The following is a 21,704-nucleotide window of genomic DNA, read 5'->3' as shown; positions in this document are numbered from 1 at the left end:
CATGGTGGTAAAATTTTAAAAGGCAAGGGCTGTGTTGTATCACTTCACTGCCCGTGAGGATTATATTCGTTCAATAATAGTACACATTCCTTGGCCTAAAGGCATAGACAAGCTGGCTAAACCAAATTGACTGTCTTGTTGTTCCATACGATGCAGTAATGACGTTAAAAGTTGTAATCCTGTAGCACCACTGGCGTCACCTAAAGCAATTGCACCGCCATATTGGTTAATTTGGTCTTGTTGCGGTAAAAGTTCTAATGCTTTTAACGCTGTAAGATATTGGCTTGCCGAAGCTTCATGGATTTCAAATTGTTGTATGTCTTGTACGGTCATGTTGACACGTTTTAAGGCTTTTTGAGTGGCAGATACTAAGGCAAAAGGAGCAATGGCTGGGTCACAACCTGCAACACCAGTTGTACGAATAACTGCACGGGCTTTTAATCCGCATTGCTGTGCGTAATGGTGTGACATCACCAACATACACGAGGCTGCACTGGCAGGCATGGCACTATTACTTGTTGTTAAGGTGGCTTGAGGTAGCAGCGAGATGGTCGGTTGTTGTTGTAAATCGGTCAAGGAAATATCAGTCTGAATGAGTCGATCTTCTGTAGATAAAATGGCTTGGCCATCACTCAATTGCCCTTCTAAAGCAATCATTTGAGTTTTAAGTAAGCCTTTTTGCTGTGCAAGTTGTGCTTTTTGGTGTGAGGCGAGTGCCATTTGATCTTGATCAGCTCGACTAATGTCATACATGCTAGCCAATAAATCATGGCCATATGCAGTATGTTGTAACATGGCTGGATAGTATTTACTGCTCTCTTTACATGATTGAATCAAAGATGATGGTACAGGTGTGATGTGTTCAAGCCCTGCAAGAACAACCACATGAGCCTGTGCCGCCATGATGTGCGCACAAGCATGATGTAGAGCTTGCATAGATGAGCCTGTGAGTGCATTAATACTGTGTGCATGAATATATGCAGGAAGTTGCGCCAATAATGCAATACGTCGAGCAATATTTTGACTTTGTTGCTGTTCTTGATAACTGCAACCAAGCATGAATGCATCAATATCGTGTTGATCAAAGGGTTGACGTTGTAAGAGTGCAAAAATCAGTCGTGCACACAGCTGCTCAGGGTGTAAGTGTTGAAAATCACCTTGCTTCGGTGGGGTTATAGCACTACGAGCACAGTCTACAATCACCACATCATTGGGTTTAAGTTGTGGCATCTGAGATGGCTCCTTTGCAATAAAATAACTGTTGCTGTGCTAGCATGTTTTGAATGGAGGTGGGTACATGATATATAGCACCTAAATGGGCATAACGATTGCATAAAGCAATATATTCTTTAAAACCAATATGTTGTATGTAGTAACAAGGGCCTACATAAATTTCAGGAAAACCAAAACCATGTACTAAAGCAAGATCTGCATCTTGTGGGCTATAAATCATGTGGTCATTTAAGGCATTTAATGTGGTATTGCATAAGACAAGCAGTATTCGGTCAATGATGTATTGATCTTCAACACGATGAAATGACTGTTCTTTATATAATAAGTCATACACCGTATGATTGCTTTTGGCCATTTGTGTGATGTTGTCATAACGATAAAACCCAAAGCCATGTGCTTTACCGAAATGACCTTGATCTACTAAGTGTTGAATCAAACGCGGCACGATTGGCTGTTTTGTACGTAAAGTTTTTTCTGTGCGCACGTAATGCTTTAGGCCAATACGATCGAAAAGCTGAGCTGGCCCTTCTAAAAATCCAAAGCGTTGCATGGCCTGATCAATACAAGCGAAATCGATGCCTTCACTGATTAAATCTGCAAATACTGTGATATAGCCATTTAAAATACGCTGACTAAATAGATCTGGTTTTTGATTGACTAAAATGGGGGTTTTCCCCAGTTGTTGTAGCACATCAAATATTTGATCGAGAGTATCTTGAGACACTTTATGGTGTGTTACAACTTCGACCAAAGGCATGCGATGAGGGCTAGCAACTTGATGTGTTAGGCAGACTTGTGTTGGCTGTTTAAGTTGTTCTGTGAGCGTTTGCAATGACAAAACAGTGCTTTCAACGAGGATCTTACACTCTGCTGATAACTGCGATTGAATTTGATTTAAACGAGCAGCCTTGTCGTTTAATGATTCATGTACCAAATCAAAAACACATTCAATATCAATATTGAGTGGGCTATAACGACAATAAGACAGTTGTGATGTAGGTGATACTGTAGCTGTATCTGTTGCATTCATTAACGCTGTTGTAAATGCAGTGTGGTCAAACTCAGCACCTGTATCAGACAGATAAACGTGTAATCCGTGCTTAAGCAGATGAGTGATCCATGAATGATAGGTATTGACTACAATAGCGACTGTCTGTAATGGCGATAATGAAGATAAATGATGTGTGTAGCGTGTCGCAGATTGTAGGGTGAGTGACTGCGCTTGCCACGTGTGAACAATGGCCATATAGGCGTGTTGCTCAAGCTCTTGTGCTTCTAGTCGGCTTTTTGAAACAGATTGCTCTAAGGTGTCGAGTAAGATTTGATAAGCAGGATAGTGCCCCACGGTTTTGTGTGTATAGGTGTGCATTCTTAAATGCTCGAACACCATAAATTGTGCAATTGCACTGAGTCGAATAGGTTCAAGCTTAGATGATGGCTTCGGTTGTTGTTGTTTAAGTTGTATATATTCGACTGCACAGGCGAGTGCAGATGCAGTATCGCTTTGTAGGTCTGCAAGCCCTAAATCTAATAAAGTTTCTGATGAATACGGTGTATCGTGATGTAACACATTGATTGCATGTTCTAGCCCAATCAGGCGAGGAAGTCGTACACTTGCACCTAAAAGGGGGCTTTGTCCAAAGGTTTGTGCAGCAAAAAATAGACGTGCTTGCGGTGTCACAATGCGGTAATCACAGCACAGTGCAATTTCTGCAGCAGGGCCAAATACATCGTGTTCAAGTAGCGCGATTGTAGGAAACGCATAATCTTCAATACGATTAAGTTGTGTTTGGAAATGTGTCAGTGCTTTTTGAGTATGAGAGTGCTGAAGTTGTTGCTGATAATACTGACACATGGGGAAATATGTACATTGTATATCAACTAGAATTAACCCCGAAATAAGACGCTCATTGTCTAAGCAGTCAAGTGCTGCATCTAAGTCATTAAAAACATCAGTATGAAAAAGTGGCGTATTGTCTTGTGGCAATTTAAAGCGTAATGCTGCGATATTGTGTTCTAATCGTTGTATGCTTATCGCAGGGCCATTATAAATCATGCCCTTATCTCCTTGTGTATATGACCATGTGCCCACATGATATTTTATTTAAACATAAAAGGGTGTTACTTTAAAATAACTGAACCGCTAGGTTTTGTCTGTATGCTGTGGGTTTAAAAGCCAAAATATATGGCAACCGCTATTTTAGTGTAAATGAAGCGTGTGTTGTGACCAATTGCATTTTAAAGTGCTTTTGCATTTTTAGACATGTAGATCTTTACAGATGAGTGTTAACGCACGAGATAACAAAAGTTTTTGTCAAAAGAAGGCATGGCGTGAATCCAAATACCAGTATACATATTCAAAAAATACTTCATCACATGACGCAACTTCCTGGCGTATATAAAATGCTCGGTGAGCAAGGTGAGCTGTTATATGTTGGTAAAGCAAAAAATCTTAAAAATCGTGTGGCGAATTATTTTGTAAAAACGATTGACCATCCTAAAACAAAAGCATTGGTCGCTCGAATTTATGATATAGAAACGATCATTGTACGTTCTGAAACAGAAGCACTATTGTTAGAACAAAATCTGATTAAATTACACCGTCCACCGTATAATATTTTACTCAGAGATGATAAGTCTTACGTTTACATTTATGTATCTACAGATCACCCTTACCCCCGTATTGCCAGTGGTCGAGGGAAAGGCAGACATCATGCAGGACGTTTTTTTGGACCATACCCAAGTGCATATGCAGCAAAGGATATGTTGCTCACTTTACAGAAATTATTTAATGTGAGGCAATGTGAAAATAGTTATTTTTCACAGCGTAAACGTCCTTGCTTACAGTATCAAATCAAACGATGTACTGCGCCATGTGTAGGCTTAGTTTCGGCTGAGAGTTATAAAAAAGATGTAGACAATTCGATTCAGTTTTTGCAAGGAAATACTCAAACACTTAATCAAGAATTAATTGGGCTTATGGAGCAAGCCGCAGAAAAATTAGAGTTTGAAAAAGCAGTATTTTATCGAGATCGCTTAAGTTTATTGCGTGAAGTTTCAGCACAACAAGCGGTCTATAAAGTCAAAGGTGAAGCTGATATTTTAGCGATTGCACATTTAGCTGGAGTGACTTGTGTACAAATTATGCATGTGCGTAATGGCCGTATGCTTGGTGGAAAAAGTTATTTCCCCGATATGCTCAGTGATGATCTTGGGCAAATGCTGAGTGACTTTATGGCCAATTTTTATTTTCAGGTCGCAGATGAAGTACCACAAGAGTTGATTGTGAATCAAGTTTTGCCAGACCAAGCACAATTAGAACAGGCTTTATCGCAGAGTTTAGAAAAACGAATCTATATTAAAGCACATGTACGTGAAACACGTGCAGAATGGTTACAACTTGCACAAATGAATGTAGAGCATGCAATTAAAGGGCAACTGAGTAATCATTTGGAATTGAATGAACGATTTCATCAACTACAACAATTACTTGGGCGTAATATAGACCGCATTGAGTGTTTTGATATTAGTCATACCATGGGTGAAGCCACTGTTGCATCTTGTGTTGTGTTTGATCAAGGAGGGATGCGTAAGCGAGACTATCGACAATTTTCCATTGAAGATATTCAAGCAGGAGATGATTATGCAGCCATGCGACAAGCACTGACCCGTCGTTATAAAAAAGCCATGTTGCCAGATTTATTGTTGATAGATGGTGGAAAAGGTCAGCTAAGTATGGCCATGGACGTAATGAAAGCCCTACATTTAGATCCATTTATGATTGGTGTGTCTAAAGGAGAAGGACGTAAACCTGGCTTAGAAACACTTCATTTTACCGATGGGGAAAAAATCCAACTTCCTGAAGACAGTAAAGCACTGCATTTAATTCAACAAGTGAGAGATGAAGCTCATCGTTTTGCCATTACTAAACATCGTGCTAAGCGAGATAAACGCCGTGCAGGTTCAATTCTTGAAGTCATTCCCGGTCTAGGGCAAAAACGCCGCCGAGATTTGCTCACTCATTTTGGGGGCATGCAAGGGGTACTTAAGGCATCAGAAAAAGAGCTAACAGGCGTATCAGGTATTGGTTTAAACATGGCACGAACCATTTATAAAGTCTTACATGAGTAAGGCATAAGCAAAGAGGGGAGATGTTGATACATTCGTTGGCGTTTCATGGTCGACAGTGCTCGTGATTTCGTATAAAGTGGCATCATATTTAGATACAATTTATTTGTTCTAATGGGGTTGTAAACACAGTCGGCTAAAATAAAGTGGCGGGTAGATCATGAGTGCAGGAAGAATCCTGAATATTCCAAATGTGTTGACACTTGCAAGGATTGCATTAATTCCAGTTTTTTTATTAATTGCTTATTGGCCACCTGTGATTGGGGTACATGGTAGTGAGCATACAATTGTCTTTCGCCATGCTTTACTCACTTCAATTTTTATTTTAGCTGCCATTACAGATTGGTTTGATGGATATTTGGCACGTGTGCTGAATCAAAGCTCAGCCTTTGGGCGTTTTTTAGATCCTGTGGCAGATAAATTGATGGTGGCAGCGGCTTTAATTGTATTGGTGCAATGGAAACCAACCATTATGATGGCTTTTGCAGCGATTGTGATTATTTCTCGTGAAATTACAGTATCTGCGTTACGTGAATGGATGGCAGAGTTAGGCGCACGTACGAATGTGGCTGTATCTACCGTTGGAAAGTACAAAACAGCCTTTCAAATGATTTCAATTAGTATCTTTTTATTGAATTGGCAACCGTTAGATATTTTTGCGTATCTTGTATTGTATGCGGCAGTCATTTTAACGTTATGGTCTATGGTCATTTACTTACGTGCAGCATGGCCATTTTTAAAACAGCCTTAAGATACTTTTTGTGCTCTAGGATAAAAGGTCAATGACATTTTAATACGTGGTGCTAAAACTGAGCATATAACAAATAACACCAAGATATACAAAAATAACGAGCAATACTGTACAGCGAAAATGAAATGGTTTGAATCATCTGTATGTGAAGTGCGCGATATGTCGCAAGTTGGTGCAGGTTTTAAGCGCAAAACACCGTGTATATCTTGCGATACACGGTGTGATTAAAAGGTCGATTTTGCAAAAATTGTCTAAGAAAAATAGAGTCTTCAGTCGCTAAAAACAAGATGCTGTTTTGCTGTGTGACATGTAAGCTTATTGTAGATTGTAGTGCCGATTAAGAGATCAATTCTGAATCATGAATGAGTTCAAAATATTGCTGTTCAATTTTCCCTGCACTGTCTTTGAGCATCATAATTAATTTGTTTAAATCTACAAAGGTAAAACGATTTTTTGAGCCAATGATGGTGAGTGCTAAAGGGGGAAGTTTTTTCGAATAATGCACAGGTACAGCCAGCCCTGCATAGTTCTCAATGACTTCACCTTGTGAAAAATAATACCCTTGTTTTTTGATTTTTTTCATGCGTTGCATAAAGGTATCTTCATTGTGTGCAAAATCTGTTTTTTGAAGTTGATTTGCATATTTTGTATAAAACACGTGCAGGCTTTTTTTATTTAAATGCGAAACCATAACCTTAGGCGATGAGCCCATATATACAGAGCGTGGATTACCACGTCCATAAGACAATAATTTATGTTTTTGAAATGATTCGCTATGTAAATCAATACAATAGTCATGATTTAAAAATGTCAGCATACAGTCTAATTCTGTTAATTCAGCAATTTCTTTCATTAACGGAATGCTCATTTGTACTAAAGGGTCAGTGGCTCTAGAAATATAATCTAAAACTGCAATTTTAGGCCCAAGCATATAGTCGCCTGATGTACCACAGATGCGCTGAAGTAGCCCTGTTGTGACTAATTCCTTTAAATAGCGGTAGCTTGTTGGTTTAGAAAGACCAAGCTCGTGACAAATGAGGTCAACATTAATAACAGGGCGACTGACTGAAAATAAATCGAGTACGGTGAGTATTTTTCCAAAACTAGTCGTAGACATGGTGTGTTGTGTTTCCTCAAGCAATTACTAAAGCATCGTATGCCTTTTTAGCATAACCGAATAGAGAATAAAAACTTAATAAGTACTAAATTATCAAATAAAGATATTATGTTGACTTTTTTGGTTGGTTTTGCAATCATTATATATATAAATATCTAATAAAGAAAATAATGCATGGGTCGTTTAGATCCCCACTGTTTGTTGTCTTGTGTCAGATCAGATGAAATAAATCTTATGCTAAAGGAGCACCATGCACATTCTGAAACAGCTTGTGGCTTTTCGCCCAAGTAAGCTTGATTGGGTTTTTGCAATAAAAACGTATATTGCAGCAATGTTGGCATTATTTATTTCTTTTCAACTAGATCTGCTTAATCCCATTTGGTCAATTGGCACAGTCATGATTATTGCCAATCCCTATGCAGGAATGTTGTCATCGAAAGCATTATATCGTGTCGCAGGTACAGCAATAGGTGCAGTTGTTGCTGTCGCGTTAATGCCACATTTGATTAATACCCCATGGTTATTTGCCAGTGTTATTTCAGGTTGGGTGGGGTTTTGTTTATATATTTCTTTACTAGATCGTACACCCCGTAGTTATATGCTGATGTTGTCTGGTTATACTGTGGCCATGATTGTATTTAATGCGATCAACACCATTGATGCACATAGTATTTTTGATATAGCTTTGGCTCGATTTTTAGAAATTGGTATTGCGGTGATTTGTTCGGCAGTGGTCTCTGCAGTGATTTTACCTGCACATATTGGCCCAATTATTCAACAACGTGTTGAAAGTAATTTAACCAGTTTAGATGAGCTATTTAAGAAAATACTGTTAACTCCACATTTAAAGGCACCCGATTATAGTCAAGATGTTGCTGTGATTACACGTGATATGAGTGAATTACATAGTATGGCTGTGCATTTATGGTTTGAAAATTCTGATTTGAAAGGAATGACCAAACCTGTGCAAGAAATGTTGCATCAATGTGCTATGGCCGTGACTAATTTGGTGGCGATGTCCGAACGGCTGAAACAATTACAACCTGAGCAAGGGAGTGCTTTGAGCCAAACACTTGCACAATTATCCGATGATGTTTTACATTTTTTACATCAAAACAAAACATTGAAAGAAACTGAATTAGATGCATTGTCAGATCATTTTTCAGACATTTTTACACAATTAAAACAGCAAGTAGATGTAGAGCATTTGACGGTTGTGAGTAGCTTTCAAATGGATCTTCGACATTATATTTATAACGTACATATTGTGCGTTTTATTTGGCAAGGTATTCAGCAAGGGCGGAAAGACTTTCCAGAGAATATTGTACCGTTAACGACAAATTATCCTAGTTTACACAGAGACCATGGTGTAGCAGTGAGGGGAGGAATTGCGGCAGTATGTAGTACATTTTTTGCAATTGCAGTATGGATACTGAGCGGTTGGAAGGCTGGATTTATGATGGCACAAATGGCTGCAGTATGCTCTTGTATTTTAACAGCAATCGACAATCCAATTCCTGCATTAAAAATATTTTTTTGGGGCAGTATTAGTGCTTTTGGCATTGTATTTATTTATGTATTTGCAATCTTTCCAAGTATTAGCCAATTTTGGCAGTTGGCTTTAGTGTTAGCACCTGCGGTCATCACATTTACATTACTCATTGCACGACCAAATTTAATGGCGCTTGGTCTTGTGTTAGGTGTGGTAAGTGTAATGTCGATGAATTTACAAAATCGCTATGCCATAGATGCAGTTTCATTTTTCGATGCTGATTTTGCAATGATTTTAGGCGTGTTGTGTGCCTTGGTAAGTTTGTATTTTATTCGAGCGATGTCACCAGAAGAAACAGCAACGCGAATTTTACAACGTCATTATCGTGCGATGAGAAAAATGGTTCATACCTCGTATGGCGTAGGTTTTAGAGTTCGTTTACGTGGCATGATTGATCGTATCGGTGTATTAAATAGTAAATTAGTCCAGTCTAAAGAACTTAAACAAGCCATGCATCATGCATTGGTAGAAACCAGTGCAACGGTAGATTTATCTCGTATACATGAGTTGGCATCTTCACAATTAATTTCTCCTGTTTTACAACAATCATTGTTTGAGTTACAAACGTGCTGTGTGTCTTTGTTTAAAGAATTAGAAAAAAAAGGTCACGTGCAAACAGCAACCCATGAGGCGTTAATCAGGATCTTGCAAAATGCGTATGTGGCTTTGAAAAGTGAAGAAAATAGTAATATTAAACAACGTACTTATATGAGTTTAAACAACATTCAACATAGTATTTTTAAGCAAGTGGGCATCACGCATGCTCATGTGGAGCCTAGTGCATGAGTGATTTTAATTTGTATGGCGTATTTATTCCAAGCTTTTTAGTACAAGCCATTTTAGCTTACTTGTTATTTTTACTGGTGAGTCGTTGTACGCGTGTATGTGTAGAACGAGGGTGGATTATGTTTGTTGGCGTGTTTCATTTGTGTTTGTACGTACTGTGTTTGTTATGCGTGCATTATATTTTTATCTGGTTTACCGTGAAGTAGGTTATTAAATGAGTTCATTTGAAGTTCGCAAAGCAGTCAAACCATTGCTAATGTTGATTTTTATTATACTTGCCGTATTAACAGCATGGCATTTATGGGACTATTACAATGCAGAGCCATGGACACGAGATGGTCGTATTCGTGCTGATGTTATTGAAGTGTCTTCGGATGTCTCTGGTTTAGTGACTGAAGTTTTGGTGCAAGATAATCAAAGCGTGAAAAAAGGCCAGTTACTTTTTGAGGTCGACACGGCACGTCAACTCTTAAGTGTAGAGCAGGCAAAGTCTGATTTAGCCAAAGCACAAGCGGGCTTAGCACAAGCAGAAGCAAGTTTGGCACAAAGCAAAGCCAATATCGTTAAATCAGTTGCAAATACGACATTGGCAGATCAAAATGCGATGCGTTATGCCAATTTAATGAATGGTGCTATTTCTAAACAAGAACAAGATCAAGTGCTTGCGGTTAAAGCGCAATCCCACGCTGAAGATAAACAATTACAAGCCAGTATGGAACAGGCACAAGCGAATATTAAGCAACAACATGCACTGATTGCGGTTGCACAAAGTAATTTAAACTTAGCGACACTGAATTTACAACGTTCATCAGTGGTTGCACCTGCCGATGGTACCTTATCTAACTTTGATATGCGTGTGGGAGATTATGTGAAAGTCGGGCAAGCTGTTGCAGCAATGGTAGACCGTAAACAATTGTATGTGGTTGGATATTTTGAAGAAACAAAACTCAATAAAATCCATGTGGGTGACAAGGCCACGATTGAGTTGATGGGTGATCAGCACAGTATGAAAGGCCATGTACAAGGCATCGCATCGGGTATAGAAGACCGAGAGCGCAGTGCGAGTAGTTCTTTGTTGGCCAATGTAAACCCAACATTTACTTGGGTGCGTTTAGCTCAGCGTATACCCGTGAAAATTGTTTTAGACGAAGAACCTAAAAATCTAATGACGTTTGTTGCTGGACGCACAGCTACGGTACGAATCTTACCCAATACACAACAATAATCCCATTATGGGGTCATGGCTGTAGGGCACTCGTACCAATTTTCAATTAAAATGGCTGCGGCAAGGCTGTCTGCAGATAATTTTTTGCCACGTCCTTGTTGTTGATAATGATCGAGTTGCTCTCGTGCACTACGGGTTGTTAAACGTTCATCGACCATGTACGTGTCAATATTGGTTTGATGGCGCAAACGCCGTGCAAACTTTCTTGCTCTAAGTGAGAGTTCAGACTCACTGTCGTCCATATTGATAGGTAAACCCACTAAAAATAACTCAGGTTGCCACTCTTTGACGATTTTTAACAGTTGATCCCACTGAGGAATACCATCTTTCATGGGAAATTGTGCCAAAGGTGTACTAGATTGGATTTGACGTTGACCAATGGCCATGCCCATTTTTTGTGTGCCAAAATCAAAAGCCATAATGGTATTGACGGTTTTAGGCATGACCAATCTCAACTGAAAGACGTGTCGGATCTACGCCAATTTTTCGATAGGCTGCATTGAGTCGTTCTGTATATGCTAAATTGAAAATTAAATCCATATCTGCCTCACAAATAAGCCAGTCTCCTTGAGCAATTTCAGCTTCAAGTTGATCTTTTTGCCAACTTGCATAACCGAGCGCAATTTGGTAATTATCTACACCTTCATTATGTGCAATAGCATCTAAAATATCTTTACTTGTTGTAATACATACATTTTCTCCTATTGCAATTGAAGAATGCCATGTAGGTTGACCTGTGTGTAAAACGAAACCAGCTTCGGGGCGTAATGGCCCACCTTGCAAGACTGCATGTGGATTCACATGGTCTGCATCAATATCTAAATCGTTGAGTAATTCTTTGATTTCTATATTGCTCGGTTGGTTTAAGATAATACCTTGTGCACCATCTGCATCGTGACGGGCTAAATAAATGAGTGTGTTTGCAAACGTATCATCGTGCATACCTGGTGGTGCAATTAAACAACGATGTGTTAAATATTGTTTTGTCACCTAAAATGTGCTCCAAGGGTGTTACATGGTAAATTGAATAGTGTTCTAACATACAAGAACATGATAGATACGCCAAGTGAGTATGATTTATTTTTGTGCCTGAAACTTTAAGGCTCTGAGCTGTTTTGCATGCTCTAAAGTGGTGTCATTAATTTCTATACCACCTGTCATGCGTGCCAACTCCTGAATACATTGCTCTTCATTCAGTTGGACAATAGTACTACTTGCAGGATCTGTTTGTTGTTTTTGAACAAATAAATGCTGATCAGATTGTGCAGCAACTTGGGCTTGATGTGTAATACATAAAATTTGTACATGTTGTGCCAACTTACTGAGAAGGCGACCAACAATTTCAGCCGTTCCTCCACTAATTCCAACATCGATTTCATCAAACACAATCATTTCGGCCTCTGTGCGTTCAGCATTCATGACTTGCATAATCAGTGCAATCCGAGACAGCTCTCCACCAGAGGCCACTTTGGCCAATGGTTGAGGAGGTATGCCTTTATTGGCAGTAAATAGCAAGTGAATGGCGCTTAGACCTTCGGCAGAAGCTTGTTCTAATGGTTCAAACTTAAACTCAAAATAGGCTTCAGGCAATGCCAAAGTTTTAATTTGTGTGGTCAGCTGTTGTGCAAGTTGAGGCGCAGCATCTTTACGTATTTGATCTAAATGGCGTGCTTGTGTAAAAAAATCTATTTCAAGAGTTTTTACTAAGTTCGCCAATGTCGTTGGATCTTCTTGTTGTTGTAAGGCATCTAATTGTTCTTGGCACTGTAAATATTGTGTTTTGAGATGTTCGGGTTGTGTTCGGTATTTTCGTGCTAAATGATGAAATACTTCTAACTCGTGATTGAGCTGTTCCATTCGCTCAGGATTAAAGCTTTGCTTATCAATAAAGTGATGTAGAGCTAAGGTTGCATCATTGATTTCACTTTGCGCATTACTTAATGATGTATAAATGTTCTGTAATTCTGTACTGCGCCCAGCATGTGTTTCTAAACGTTTGATGACACTTGCCAAAGCTTGGGTAATGTTTTGTTCTTCTTCATCAAGGATGTTTAAGCTATAAGCACTGTCTTGCATAATGGCTTCATGATGACTAAAGCGATCAAACTCTTGTTCGATGTCGAGATAGTTTTTTTGAGCAATGGTTTCTAGTTCTTCTTGTTGAATTTCTAGTGCCTCAATGCGTTGTAATCGAGAGCTTTGCGCTGCTAGAGCATCTTGATGTTGTCGGATGGTCTTTTGCCAAATGCTATATGCGTGGCGTACTGCTTGAGCAGGTTTTGAAAATTGATTGACATGGTCAAGCCATTGCTTTGGATAGGGTGGGGCAAGTAATTGTTGTTGACTATGCTGACTATACAGTTGAACCAAGAGTCGTCCGAGCTCTTTGAGTTCTGAGAGACTAGTGGGACGGCCATTGATCCATGCCTTACTGCGTCCTGTTGCAAAAATCACACGACGTAAGTGAATTTCACCAGAATGGTCATTTAATTCTTTTTGAGTGAGCCATGTGGCTTCTGGTGTATCATCTTTGTAGCTAAAAATGGCTGTGACATCGGCTTTTTCAGTACCAAAACGAACTAATCCTGTGTCTGTACGTTCACCTAAGCATGCAGATAAAGCATCGAGCAGTAATGATTTTCCCGCACCTGTTTCCCCTGTTAAAACATTAAATCCTGATGCAATATCTAAGGCCAAATGTTCGGCTAAAGCAAAATTGATAAGTGTTAAATGTGTAAGCATATACGCATCCATGGTGTGCGAGGTATTATTGTACGTGGCATCAATGTGTAGCATGTGCGCTATAAAAGCATCTTACAAAAGATCATACCGAAAAAACATATTCTGCCAATCTATTTTATCAAGAGATTGTATGAATACTACAATATTGCTGTCATGGTTTTACGATATTATTACTAATTTAAGTAGATAAAAGCATGCCAATATGGCATGGTTGTGGTGGGCATATAAATATATTCATTGACATAATATATTAATCATAAGGTGGAAAAAGAGATGTCAGTTCAGTTCGATCATGTATCTGTAGTAAAAAAATCTAATGTTTATTTTAACGGCTTATGCGTAAGTCATACCGTACAATTTGAAGATGGCACAAAAAAAACTTTAGGTGTCATTTTGCCAAGTGATCAAGTCTTAACATTTGAAACCCATGTACCAGAACGTATGGAAATCATCTCTGGTGAGTGTCGTGTGCGTATTGCAAGCAATGAGCAAGCAGAATTATTTCGTGCAGGGCAGTCTTTTTACGTACCCGGTGAAAGCACCTTTAAAATAGAAACCGATCAAGTCTTAGATTATGTGTGTCATTTAGAAGGTTAGATCAAGCCAAATGCTGTAAAATCAGCTACACTAAATGCTACTTTTTATCCTGTAGAGTATCCCCTTTACAGGATTTTATTTTTTGATTTTGAGGTCATTACACATGGCAAAGCCAGAATATTATTATGGTGTTCACTCTGTTGAATCTTTGTTGGAGTTAGAACCTGAGCGTGTACTGACATTATTCACTTTAAAAGGACGTGATGATCAAAGATTACAACACCTGTTGAGTTTGGCCGAACCGTTTGGAATTAGTGTACAAAAAGCCAGTCGTGATAATTTAGAAAAAATGGCGGGGCTTCCTTATCACCAAGGTGTTGTTGCAGCAGTGCGACCACAAGCAATATTGAATGAAAAAGATTTAGATCAATTGATTCAAACGCAGCCACAGGCTTTATTGTTAGCACTTGATCAAGTCACTGATCCGCATAATTTAGGGGCATGTATTCGTACTGCTGCTGCTATGGGTGTACAAGCGGTTATTGTTTCTCGAGATCGTTCAGCAAGTCTTACCCCTACAGCACGCAAAGTTGCCGCAGGTGGTGCAGAAAAAGTTAAATTTATTCAAGTGACCAATTTAGCACGGACATTGGCACATTTAAAAGATGCACATTTCTATCGTGTAGTGGGTACCATGCTTGATGAACAGGCTAGACCAATTCATCAATGTGATTTTTCTGGTGCTGTTGTCGTGGTAATGGGGGCAGAAGACACAGGCTTACGTCCTATTACACAAGCACAGTGTGATGAAAAAGCTTATATTCCTATGGCTGGTAATTTACAAAGTCTAAATGTGAGCGTTGCAACAGGTATGGCATTGTACGAGGCGTGTCGTCAGCGTTTATCGAGTAGCGAAGGTTAAATAACGCTGATGTAATAAAAATAGTTGGTGATACAAATCCTCAATAGCACCTGTATTGAGGACAATATCATCTGCGCGTTGTTGTTTGTCTTGACGCGACATTTGTGCTGAAATAATCAGCTTAATTTTCTCTATCGATTGTTGATCTCGTTGTGAAGCACGTTGTTGTTGTAATGCTTTTGATGTGTCAATTAATAGTGTTCGTTGAGTAAGTTGATGTTGATCGGTTTCAAACAGCAAAGGTGATACTAAAATATTATACGGACTATGGCTTTGAAAAAGTTGTTGTATGATTTCATTGCGAATGATTGGGTGTGTAATTTGTTCTAACTGTTTTTTTGCATTAGGATCGTTAAAAATAATTTCTCGCAAATAGGCACGGTTTAATGTGCCGTCATTTTGCAGGGCTTGCTGACCAAAAGTATCGGCAATTTTAAGAAGAGCAGGCTGTCCTTTGTTTACAGCTTGGCGTGCAATGACATCTGCATCTATAATGTCAATGCCTTGAGTAGAAAACCAATCGCTCGCTACAGTTTTACCACTACCAATCCCTCCTGTCAGACCCACAGTAAACCCAGACATTAATAGCTACCTAAATAGGCTTTCATGATTTGTTCACCCCACATCATTGCAATCCAACCAGCAAGTGCAATATAAGGGCCAAAAGCAAAAGGGAGGCTTTCTTGTCGTCTTTTCATTAAAATTAAACCAATGATCGATCCAAGAAACGATGAAAGTAAAATAATCAGTGGTAACATTAGTGGGCCTAAGCATGCACCTAAAGCGGCCAATAGCTTGAAGTCACCGTAACCCATACCATCTTTGCCCGAAATCACTTTATAAATAACACATACAATCCATAGGCACAAAAAACCAATAATGGCGCCCCAAATGGCATGGGTTGGGCTCACAAAAAGATCCATACTATTTGCAGCTAAGCCTAAACCTACAAGTGTAAAAGTAAAGCGATCAGGTAAATATTGAGTATCAAAATCTATAAAAGACAGCGTAATGAGTAGCCATGTAAACATTAATGCAAATACGGTCTGTAGGCTAGGGCCAAACATATATGCAACAGTGATAGAACATATGGCAGTGAGCAGTTCAATGAAAGGGTAGCGAATGCTAATGCGCTCTTGGCAAGATGCACATTTTCCTCTTAACGCAAGCCAACTTAACACCGGAATGTTTTGATACCAATGAATCACTTTTTTACAGCCACGACAGTGTGAGCGAGGTGTATTTAAACTCAGCTTGTCATGTTCGATATGCGGATTTTCTGGATGGAGCAACATTTGACATTCATTTCGCCATGCTTGCTCCATTATTTTAGGTGTTCTAAAAATAACGACATTTATAAAACTGCCAACACACAAGCTCAATACAGCAACAGTGGTATAAAAAACAAGGCTGTTTTGGTTGAATAAATCAATCAATTCGTTCACTAAACCACTGACCCCATTTGGAAAATTGGAAGATACATCGCAACGACAAGACCGCCAACGAGTACGCCTAAAATTGCCATAATCAGTGGTTCCATCATCGATGTTAGGCCATCTACGGCATTATCGACTTCACTTTCATAGTAGGTAGCGACTTTATCGAGCATGGTGTCTAAAGCACCAGACTCTTCACCAATGGCGACCATTTGAATGGCCATAGACGGAAATCGCTCTGTTTGGCGCATAGAAAATTGCAGTTGTTGACCTGAAGCCACATCATCTCGAATACGCATAACCGCAGTTTCAAATACAATATTGTTAGTGGCTTTTGCAGTTGACTCCAGTGCATCAATTAATGGTACACCTGCGGCAAAAGTGGTTGCGAGTGTACGGCTATAACGGGCAATAATTGACTTATAGACTAAATCACCAAAAATCGGCAGTTTGAGAACTAAGCGGTCTACTCGATTACGTAAGCCCTGACTACGTTTATAGCTTTGTGAAACACCAATTACACTTGCAATAATCGCTGCTATGAGAATATACCAATATGCTTGCATCCATTTTGACATATTGACCACCATTTGTGTGAATGATGGCAAATCTGCACCAAAAGAAGCAAAGAGATCTTGGAATACAGGCACAACTTTAACCATCAAAATAATCGTCACAATTAAGGCAACCACGATCACGCTAATGGGGTATTTCACTGCTTTTTTAATTTTCTGTTTTAACTGTTCACTTTTTTCTTTGTATATTGCAACACGATCAAGCATGGTTTCAAGTGCACCAGACTGCTCACCAGACTCAACCAATGAGCAAAAGAGTTGGTCAAAATGTTTAGGGTATTTTTTTAATGCTTGAGTAAATGTACTGCCATTTTCAACTTCACTTTTAATCCCTAAAACAATATCTCGCATTGTTGGATTTTCAAGGCCTTCTGCAACAATTTCAAAGCTTTGTACCAATGGAACACCTGCTTTCATCATGGTCGCAAGTTGGCGTGTAAAAATAGTAATATCAAGTGTTGATATTCCTTTTTTAAAAATACCTTCGAGTAAATCTTTTCGTTTAGGATTGATTTTAGATACATTGATCCCTTGTTTGCGCAAACTCGCTTTCGCCAATGCCATATTTTTTGCAGTTAAGTCACCAGCGGTTTTGGCACCTTTTCTGTCGGTTCCAACGTAAGAAAAAGTCTGTAGTTTTTCTGCATTTGCTGCCATGTTGATCTCTTTTATCTTGGTCAGTCGTTGGTGACACGGTTAACTTCTTGTAATGTAGTTAGCCCTTGCATGACTTTGTTTAAACCTGATCGACGTAAATTATTAAAGCCCAACTCTTGTGCTTTTTTAGCAATTTGAATTGAGTTGGCATCTTCCATAATTAATTGGGCAATTTCAGGGGTGATTTTCATCACCTCATATACGCCCACTCGACCTTTATAACCCTCTCTGCATTCAGAGCATCCTACAGCTTCAAAAATGGTTACAGATTTTTGTGTGAGGTCTTCATTGGTAAATCCCAATTCTAACAGGCTTTTGTTTGGAATATTAATCGGTCTTTTACAGCGTGAGCAAAGCTTACGCACAAGTCGCTGTGCAATAACTAAGTTGACAGACGTTGCGATATTAAATGAAGGTACACCCATGTTGCGCAGTCGGGTGAGCGTTTCAGGTGCACTATTGGTGTGTAGTGTAGATAACACCATATGTCCAGTTTGCGCTGCTTTAATTGCAATCTCTGCAGTTTCTATATCACGAATCTCCCCGACCATAATAATGTCTGGATCTTGTCGTAAAAAAGAGCGTAATGCTGTTGCAAAGTTAAGCCCAACTTTAGGGTTGACATTGACTTGGTTAATCCCTTCTAGGTTAATCTCGACAGGGTCTTCTGCGGTTGAAATATTTGCACTTTCAGTATTTAAAATATTTAGACCCGTGTAAAGAGAAACTGTTTTTCCTGAACCGGTTGGGCCTGTAATGAGTACCATGCCTTGTGGTTGATGTAATGCATCTAAGAATAATTTCTTTTGATCGGGCTCATAACCTAAGACATCGATACCCAACATTGCACTAGATGGATCTAAAATACGCAGTACAATTTTTTCACCAAATAAGGTAGGCAATGAGTTAACACGAAAATCAATGGCTTTATCTTCTGCGACTTTCAGTTTGATACGGCCATCTTGAGGCATTCGTTTTTCAGAAATGTCCATTTGTGACATGACTTTTAAACGCGAAGATAGACGATTGGCCTCATCGACAGATGGTGTTGCAACTTGTCGTAAAATTCCATCAATGCGGTAACGCACACGATAAGATTTTTCATAGGGTTCAAAGTGTAAGTCGGATGCTTTTAAGCGAATTGCATTAAAGAGTAAGGCATTTACATATTTGATAATAGGCAATTCATTGGGGTTATCTTTATTTCTAAATGGTTCAGCATCGAATTGTAGTTCATCACCTTTGAGTTGCTTTTCTTGGCGAGTCTCTCTTTCTTCATCTGTGAGATAATCTTCTTCATCTTCTTTATTTTGTTGGTTTTGTTGGTTTTGCTGTACTAAGTATTCAAGTTTATTGTATTCCACAACAACCCAAGTCGGTTTGATATATGCATCACTTTGTATACTTACCACACCTTCCATTTTCCTGAATTTTTTCGCTTCAGCATCATTTTGATACAGGAGTTTTTCTAATGTTTCTATGTATTCAGGATTACTGATTGCAATCACAAAACGTTGATTGTCTTTAATGAGTGGTAAAATATGATGAGATGCGACTAATTCTGCATCGAGTGCATCATGAGGGAGTTCTTCAAACCGAAAAGAGAATAGGTCAAATAAAGGTAAATTAAATGATTTTGAAAAGCTTTGAGCTAAAGTTTTGGGAGAAAAACTTTTATAATCAAGTAAATATCGAACAAAATCGATATCAATTTTTTGAGCCTGAGCAAGACATTCTCGAAGTGCTTCTTCTGAGAAATGTCCATCATTTACTAAGGTAAGCATAAAGCCTGTTAATTGAGTAGGCGTAGAAGAGTTGGTCATGAGCCCTGCCCGATATCGTTTTAGCTACTAGAGCAATAATGAAAGAAGAGATCAAAAATATAAATAAAACATATGCTCATAGAGTAAGCAATACTTATTATACGCATATTACCGTTAAAACTCTTTTATGCGCTAGCAAAACATGGCAACTTGCAAAAAAAAAGGTAAAATCAAAAAAAGTGTGTAAAATAAGCGCATATATTTAATGAATGATAAAGGGTGTTTGAAGATGTCAGCGTCAACGATTGTGCCTTGGGTAATTGGAAATTGGAAAATGAATCCTGCAACGGCTGATGTTCAAAAATGGACTCAGCAGTTTAATCAATGTTTGCAATTAGCACCTATTGCACAGCAACAGTGTAATATTGCGATTGCACCAACGTATCTTTCACTGATTTCACTTAAAGATACGTTTGTTGGTTATAACCGTACTGTACATGTTGTTGCACAAGATGTATCTCGTTTTCCTGGTACGGGCGCATATACAGGAGATGTTAGTGCACAACTATTACAAGATGCGCGTGTCTCTTATGTGTTGGTTGGTCATTCTGAGCGTCGTGAGTTACTCGGTGATAATACAGAGATTTTATGTGCTAAAATTAAGCATGCTTTAGAAGCAGGTTTGACCGTTGTATATTGCGTAGGTGAAAGCTTAACGCAACGAGAAAATGGTGAAGCTGAAGCGGTTGTTTTGCAACAGGTTAAAGATATTGCATCTGTGGTGAATCCTCAGCAATGGGAAGAGCGCATCATTATTGCTTATGAACCAATTTGGGCAATTGGTACGGGTAAAACTGCTTCAGCAGATGATGCTCAAGCCATGCATGCACAAATTCGTGCAGGATTAAGCCAAATTACAGATGCAAGTGATCGTGTTGCTATTTTGTATGGTGGTAGTGTTAAACCAGAAAATGCAGCAGACTTTGCAGCGTGTCCAGATATTAATGGTGCACTTGTTGGTGGTGCATCTCTTAATGCAGCATCTTTTTATAAGATTGCAGCATCTTTTGCGGGTAAAAAATAAGGTAAGGTGAGTTCATGCAAACATTTGTGCTAGTTGTACATGTTTTGTTGGCAATCGGTATTATTGGCTTGGTTCTAGTACAACACGGTAAGGGTGCAGATGCAGGTGCTTCGTTTGGTGGGGGCGGTGCAGGTACTGTATTTGGTGCGTCTGGGTCAGGTAATTTTCTAACTCGCTTGACTGGTATTTTGACTGCAATATTTTTTGTTACCAGTATTACTTTAGCTGTGTATGCAAAAAAACAAACAGCAGATGCTTACAGTCTTATGCCTGATCACCAAGCGCCTGTGACTACACCTGCCACTAATTCGGGTGTAAATTCAACAAATACATCAAAAACAGCCAATTAATTTGCATAAGGTACTTTTCTTTTTTCAACGAAAGGAATAAAATGCCTGCAAATGCGGTGGTGGTGGAATTGGTAGACACGCTACCTTGAGGTGGTAGTGCTTTCGGGCGTGGGGGTTCAAGTCCCCCCTTCCGCACCAATAGTGCATAATTTGCAGTATTGGATACTCACTAAAGGCTTAATTCTTTAAGAATTGAGCCTTTTTTGTTGCTCAGCAAAATGTTTAAAAAGTGTCTATGTATAGCGTGTTTAAATATACAACACGTAATTAAAAGTGCCTTAACATAGAAATATTAATATTTATTCAATGATTGAAGCGATATATATCAAACTCATAAAGGTTTGGGTATTAAAATAGATTGTTTTACTCTGTGAGTATTTTTTGTTCTGCATGTGGCAAAAATGAGTGTACAAGAAAATATACTATATATACTGTAATTGATCATCAAATCATCAAATCATCAAATCATCAAATCATCAAATCATCAAATCATCAAATCATCAAATCATCAAATCATCAAATCATCAAATCATCAAATCATCAAATCATCAAATCATCAAATCATCAAATCATCAAATCATCAAATCATCAAATCATCAAATATAAGCTTTAACGGCATTATGATCATGATGATCAGCTTTATGAGATATAGTCAAACAATCTAATTACTCATACAGACATGAAAAAACATCTGAAAGAGTCGATCAATACAATCCTCTTGCCATTCTTTTCTCTTTTTCTTAATCCATGCCCAAGTCTTTTCAATAGAATTCAAATCAGGACTATAAGCAGGCAACCATAAAATCTGATGCCCATAGTGTTCCAATAACTCCTGTATATCCGATC

At 38.7% G+C, this 21,704-nt stretch carries 20 protein-coding genes and 1 tRNA gene; 10 read left to right on the top strand and 11 right to left on the bottom strand.

The genetic code is table 11. From position 1 onward, the window contains the following. Positions 1-60: 60 nt before the first annotated feature. Positions 61-1,230, bottom strand: a complete 1,170-nt coding sequence (locus tag I2F17_RS10800) for an acetyl-CoA C-acyltransferase (RefSeq protein WP_211139929.1) — start codon at positions 1,228-1,230, stop codon at positions 61-63. Further along, positions 1,217-3,289, bottom strand: a complete 2,073-nt coding sequence (locus I2F17_RS10795; RefSeq protein WP_211139928.1) for a 3-hydroxyacyl-CoA dehydrogenase NAD-binding domain-containing protein — start codon at positions 3,287-3,289, stop codon at positions 1,217-1,219. Before I2F17_RS10795 ends, I2F17_RS10800 begins: the two co-directional genes overlap by 14 nt. A gap of 320 nt (positions 3,290-3,609) precedes the next feature. On the opposite strand from I2F17_RS10795, the gene uvrC reads away from it, so the two are divergent. Both uvrC and pgsA read left to right on the top strand, forming a co-directional pair. After that, a complete protein-coding gene (gene uvrC / locus I2F17_RS10790) occupies positions 3,610-5,364 on the top strand; it encodes an excinuclease ABC subunit UvrC (protein WP_213014484.1) in 1,755 nt (584 codons plus the stop codon). Between the two features lie 157 nt (positions 5,365-5,521). Beyond that, positions 5,522-6,112 (top strand): CDP-diacylglycerol--glycerol-3-phosphate 3-phosphatidyltransferase, encoded by a 591-nt coding sequence (gene pgsA, locus I2F17_RS10785; protein WP_196422731.1) that lies wholly within the window; start codon positions 5,522-5,524, stop codon positions 6,110-6,112. Positions 6,113-6,449: 337 nt separating this feature from the next. On the opposite strand, the gene I2F17_RS10780 is transcribed toward pgsA, so the two are convergent. Next, complete coding sequence (locus I2F17_RS10780) at positions 6,450-7,229, bottom strand: IclR family transcriptional regulator (RefSeq protein ID WP_196422732.1); 780 nt, start codon at positions 7,227-7,229, stop codon at positions 6,450-6,452. 250 nt (positions 7,230-7,479) lie between these two features. Here I2F17_RS10780 and I2F17_RS10775 point away from each other — a divergent pair, with 250 nt between their 5' ends. Genes I2F17_RS10775 through I2F17_RS10765 form a run of 3 tightly spaced genes read left to right on the top strand, consistent with a single transcriptional unit; the run spans position 7,480 to position 10,792 of the window. After that, positions 7,480-9,567, top strand: coding sequence for an FUSC family protein (locus tag I2F17_RS10775; RefSeq protein WP_211139924.1), 2,088 nt, complete (start codon positions 7,480-7,482; stop codon positions 9,565-9,567). Further along, complete coding sequence (locus I2F17_RS10770; protein WP_196422734.1) at positions 9,564-9,773, top strand: DUF1656 domain-containing protein; 210 nt, start codon at positions 9,564-9,566, stop codon at positions 9,771-9,773. Before I2F17_RS10775 ends, I2F17_RS10770 begins: the two co-directional genes overlap by 4 nt. A gap of 8 nt (positions 9,774-9,781) precedes the next feature. Further along, entirely contained in the window at positions 9,782-10,792 is a 1,011-nt protein-coding gene (locus tag I2F17_RS10765; protein ID WP_211139922.1) for an HlyD family secretion protein, read from the top strand. 5 nt (positions 10,793-10,797) lie between these two features. Here I2F17_RS10765 and ruvX read toward each other — a convergent pair whose 3' ends face one another. From ruvX to recN, 3 genes are all read right to left on the bottom strand, one after another. Next, positions 10,798-11,235 (bottom strand): Holliday junction resolvase RuvX, encoded by a 438-nt coding sequence (gene ruvX / locus I2F17_RS10760; protein ID WP_211139921.1) that lies wholly within the window; start codon positions 11,233-11,235, stop codon positions 10,798-10,800. Continuing rightward, the gene (locus I2F17_RS10755; RefSeq protein WP_196422737.1) at positions 11,228-11,782 is read right to left on the bottom strand and encodes a YqgE/AlgH family protein; all 555 of its coding nucleotides are present in this window, start codon (positions 11,780-11,782) and stop codon (positions 11,228-11,230) included. Before I2F17_RS10755 ends, ruvX begins: the two co-directional genes overlap by 8 nt. Before the next feature lie 87 nt (positions 11,783-11,869). Next, positions 11,870-13,534, bottom strand: coding sequence for a DNA repair protein RecN (recN, locus tag I2F17_RS10750; RefSeq protein WP_211139919.1), 1,665 nt, complete (start codon positions 13,532-13,534; stop codon positions 11,870-11,872). A gap of 273 nt (positions 13,535-13,807) precedes the next feature. Between recN and ppnP the strand changes: the two genes are divergently transcribed. Continuing rightward, entirely contained in the window at positions 13,808-14,131 is a 324-nt protein-coding gene (gene ppnP, locus I2F17_RS10745; RefSeq protein ID WP_196422739.1) for a pyrimidine/purine nucleoside phosphorylase, read from the top strand. A 103-nt stretch (positions 14,132-14,234) separates the two neighbouring features. Next, complete coding sequence (gene rlmB / locus I2F17_RS10740) at positions 14,235-14,993, top strand: 23S rRNA (guanosine(2251)-2'-O)-methyltransferase RlmB (RefSeq protein WP_196422740.1); 759 nt, start codon at positions 14,235-14,237, stop codon at positions 14,991-14,993. Here rlmB and coaE read toward each other — a convergent pair. Genes coaE through pilB form a run of 4 tightly spaced genes read right to left on the bottom strand, consistent with a single transcriptional unit; the run spans position 14,973 to position 19,484 of the window. Further along, the gene (gene coaE / locus I2F17_RS10735) at positions 14,973-15,575 is read right to left on the bottom strand and encodes a dephospho-CoA kinase (protein ID WP_211139917.1); all 603 of its coding nucleotides are present in this window, start codon (positions 15,573-15,575) and stop codon (positions 14,973-14,975) included. The genes rlmB and coaE overlap by 21 nt on opposite strands. Continuing rightward, a complete protein-coding gene (locus tag I2F17_RS10730; RefSeq protein WP_211139915.1) occupies positions 15,575-16,438 on the bottom strand; it encodes a prepilin peptidase in 864 nt (287 codons plus the stop codon). Before I2F17_RS10730 ends, coaE begins: the two co-directional genes overlap by 1 nt. After that, positions 16,438-17,661 carry a type II secretion system F family protein gene (locus I2F17_RS10725; protein WP_196422743.1) on the bottom strand — a complete coding sequence of 408 codons (1,224 nt, stop codon included), beginning with the start codon at positions 17,659-17,661 and terminating at the stop codon, positions 16,438-16,440. The genes I2F17_RS10730 and I2F17_RS10725 overlap by 1 nt, the downstream gene beginning before the upstream one ends. Positions 17,662-17,681: 20 nt before the next feature. Further along, positions 17,682-19,484 (bottom strand): type IV-A pilus assembly ATPase PilB, encoded by a 1,803-nt coding sequence (gene pilB / locus I2F17_RS10720; protein WP_211139913.1) that lies wholly within the window; start codon positions 19,482-19,484, stop codon positions 17,682-17,684. Positions 19,485-19,713: 229 nt separating this feature from the next. On the opposite strand from pilB, the gene tpiA reads away from it, so the two are divergent. The 3 genes from tpiA (at position 19,714) to I2F17_RS10705 (ending at position 20,996) form a co-directional block, all read left to right on the top strand. Next, positions 19,714-20,508 (top strand): triose-phosphate isomerase, encoded by a 795-nt coding sequence (gene tpiA / locus I2F17_RS10715; RefSeq protein ID WP_196422745.1) that lies wholly within the window; start codon positions 19,714-19,716, stop codon positions 20,506-20,508. Positions 20,509-20,522: 14 nt separating this feature from the next. Next, complete coding sequence (gene secG / locus I2F17_RS10710; RefSeq protein ID WP_196422746.1) at positions 20,523-20,858, top strand: preprotein translocase subunit SecG; 336 nt, start codon at positions 20,523-20,525, stop codon at positions 20,856-20,858. Positions 20,859-20,911: 53 nt separating this feature from the next. After that, positions 20,912-20,996 (top strand) — tRNA-Leu (locus I2F17_RS10705). Between the two features lie 523 nt (positions 20,997-21,519). On the opposite strand, the gene I2F17_RS10700 is transcribed toward I2F17_RS10705, so the two are convergent. Further along, positions 21,520-21,704: transposase (locus tag I2F17_RS10700; RefSeq protein WP_196423217.1), on the bottom strand; the 185-nt coding region annotated here is incomplete at its 5' end.

Origin of the sequence: Acinetobacter baretiae (assembly GCF_015627105.1) — a bacterium.
Classification (GTDB): Bacteria; Pseudomonadota; Gammaproteobacteria; order Pseudomonadales; family Moraxellaceae; genus Acinetobacter; species Acinetobacter baretiae.
Note: the sequence above shows the minus strand (reverse complement) of the source record. Positions and strands in the feature narration are given on the sequence as shown.